Below are 3,066 nucleotides of genomic sequence, written 5' to 3'. Positions count from 1 at the left end.
GAGCCGAACAGCGCCGCCCAGCGCACGTAGCAGCGACTGCGATCGGACCCGGAGGCAAGGACTAGCAAGCCAAAGAAGATCGGCAGCCAGATAGCGAAAGACAGAACCATTTTCTTGTTTTCCTTACTTGGCGCCCACCGTGGCGAACGAGGTGCCGAACACCGTCAGCGACAGCAACACCAGCATGCCCAGGATCATGGCGAATGCGTAGTGGTAGATGTAACCGGACTGCAGGTAGCGGCTCACCGAAGCAAACCAGCCCACCACGCGCGCCGCGCCGTTGACCACCAGGCCGTCGATCAGGCCCTGGTCGCCGCCCTTCCAGAGGCCGGTGCCCAGCAGGCGGGCACCGCGTGCGAACACGGCTTCGTTGATGGCGTCCATGTAGTACTTGTTGTCGAGCAGCGTGTACAGGCCCGAGCAACGTTGCTTGATGGCAGCCGGGATATCCGGGCGCTTCATGTAGAAGAACCACGACAGCACCACGCCCGCGATGGCCAGCCACAGCACCGGCGTGGTCAGCGAATGCACGCCCATCGCCACCCAGCCGTGGAAGGCTTCGGCCAGCTCTTCCATCGCATGATGGTTCTCGCCGACGTAGATCACGTTCTTGAAGGCCACGCCGTTCTTGAAGAAGTCGCCGAACAGCATCGGGCCGATGGCGATCGCACCGATCACCACCGAGGGGATGGCCAGCATCACCAGCGGCAGGGTCACCACCCACGGCGACTCGTGCGGCTTTTCGCCGGGCGCCAGGCCATGGTGATGGTCGGCCGAGACTTCCTCGTCTTCGTGGTCGCCATGGTGGTTGTGCTGATCGTGGTTCTCCTTGCCGAAGCGCTCTTCGCCGTGGAACACCAGGAAGTACATGCGGAAGGAATAGAACGCCGTGACGAACACACCGGCCAGCACCGCGAAGTAGGCAAAGCCCGAGCCCGCGATATGGGATTCGGCCACGGCCTCGATGATCGAGTCCTTGGAGTAGAAGCCCGCGAAGAACGGCGTGCCGATCAGCGCCAGCGAACCGACCAGCGAGGTGATCCAGGTGATCGGCATGTACTTGCGCAGGCCGCCCATGTTGCGGATGTCCTGGTCATGGTGCATGCCGATGATGACCGAGCCGGCCGCGAGGAACAGCAGCGCCTTGAAGAAGGCGTGCGTCATCAGGTGGAACACCGCCACCGAGTAGGCCGACGCGCCCAGCGCGACGGTCATGTAGCCAAGCTGCGACAGCGTGGAGTAAGCCACCACGCGCTTGATGTCGTTCTGGATGATGCCCAGGAAGCCCATGAACAGCGCCGTGATCGCACCGATCACCAGCACGAAGGACAGCGCGGTGTCGGACAGCTCGAACAGCGGCGACATGCGCGCGACCATGAAGATGCCGGCCGTCACCATGGTGGCGGCGTGGATCAGCGCGGAGATCGGGGTCGGGCCTTCCATCGAGTCGGGCAGCCACACGTGCAGCGGGAACTGGGCCGACTTGCCCATGGCACCGATGAACAGGCAGATGCAGGCGACCGTGATCATCAGCCAGTCGGTACCCGGGAAGATCACCGTGGCGAGCTGCTCGCGCGCGCCGAACACGTCCGTGTAGTTCATGCTGCCGCTGTAGGCCAGCAGCAGACCGATGCCGAGGATGAAGCCGAAGTCGCCGACGCGGTTGACCAGGAACGCCTTCAGGTTGGCGAAGATCGCGGTCGGGCGGGTGTACCAGAAGCCGATCAGCAGGTAGGACACCAGGCCCACCGCTTCCCAGCCGAAGAACAGCTGCAGGAAGTTGTTGCTCATGACCAGCATGAGCATCGAGAAGGTGAACAGCGAGATGTAGGCGAAGAAGCGGTTGTAGCCGGGGTCTTCCGCCATGTAGCCGACGGTGTAGATGTGCACCATCAGCGAGACGAAGGTCACCACCACCATCATCATCGCGGTGAGCGAGTCGACCAGGAAGCCCACTTCCATCTTGAGGCTGCCGATCGTCATCCACTCGTACACGGTGGCGTTGAAGCTCGCGCCGTTCAGCACGTCCATCAGCACGATGATCGACAGCAGGCAGGAGATCGCCACGCCGAGGATCGTCACGGTGTGGGCCAGCGAGCGGCCGGCGCGCGTCTCCGAGGAGAACGTGCTGAAGAACTTGGTGCCGAACAGGCCGGCGATGGCTGCACCGGCTAGCGGTGCGAGCGGGATCGCCAGTAGCAGGTTGGGGTCGAGCGTGGTTGCCATAGGACGCTTAGTGGTGTGCGGTCGGAGAACGGTCTTGGTTCATAACGTAGCGATGCGGATCAGCCCTTGAGGGTGTCCATGTCGTCCACGTTGATCGTGTCCAGGTTGCGGAACAGCACGACCAGGATTGCCAGACCGATTGCCGACTCGGCCGCGGCCACCGTGAGGATGAAGAAAACGAAAACCTGACCAGCCAGGTCGCCCAGGTAGTGCGAGAAGGCGACGAAGTTCATATTGACCGCAAGCAGCATCAGCTCGATCGCCATCAGCAGCACGATCACGTTCTTGCGGTTCAGGAAAATACCAACGATGCTGATGGCGAAAAGGATCGCACCGAGCACGAGGAAATGGGCGAGAGATAGCACAGCGTTTCTCCGGGCTTCAGTTCTTGTTCGCGGCAGCGGCGGCGTCTTGCGCCTTGGCTTCCGTCGGCATCGAGACCAGGCGCACGCGGTCCTGGCGGCGGGTGCGCAGCTGCTCGCCCACGTCTTGTGCCTTGTTGTCCTTGCGGCGGCGCAGCGTCAGCGCGACGGCGGCGATGATCGCCACCAGCAGGATGATGCCGGCCACTTCGAAGGCGTAGATATAGTCCGTGTAGATCAGCTTGCCGAGCGCCGCGGTATTCGAGTAGTCCGGGCCTTGCGCGACGTTGTTCAGCGGCGTGGTGGTGCCGATGAAGTTGCGCACCAGCACGGTGGCCATCTCGGCGATGATCAGCGCGCCGACCACCGAAGCCAGCGGCACATAGGTCCAGAAGTCCCGTCGCAGGTGCTCGATGTCGATATCGATCATCATCACCACGAACAGGAACAGCACCATCACGGCGCCCACGTACACCAG

Annotated in this window: 3 protein-coding genes; all 3 read right to left on the bottom strand. The window is 62.6% G+C overall.

The annotated features are described in order from the left end of the window. Window positions 1-123 precede the first annotated feature (123 nt). Window positions 124-2,226 carry an NADH-quinone oxidoreductase subunit L gene (gene nuoL / locus AC1DO7_RS40675; protein ID WP_441643162.1) on the bottom strand — a complete coding sequence of 701 codons (2,103 nt, stop codon included), beginning with the start codon at window positions 2,224-2,226 and terminating at the stop codon, window positions 124-126. A 59-nt stretch (window positions 2,227-2,285) separates the two neighbouring features. Continuing rightward, the gene (gene nuoK / locus AC1DO7_RS40670; RefSeq protein ID WP_006156828.1) at window positions 2,286-2,591 is read right to left on the bottom strand and encodes an NADH-quinone oxidoreductase subunit NuoK; all 306 of its coding nucleotides are present in this window, start codon (window positions 2,589-2,591) and stop codon (window positions 2,286-2,288) included. Window positions 2,592-2,607: 16 nt separating this feature from the next. Next, window positions 2,608-3,066, bottom strand: a 459-nt coding sequence (locus AC1DO7_RS40665) for an NADH-quinone oxidoreductase subunit J (RefSeq protein WP_477117515.1), incomplete at its 5' end; no start/stop codon positions are given.

This window comes from Cupriavidus sp. 05N40 (genome assembly GCF_056397305.1).
The sequence above is the reverse complement of the archived record's forward strand: the minus strand, read 5'-3'. Positions and strand labels throughout refer to the sequence as shown.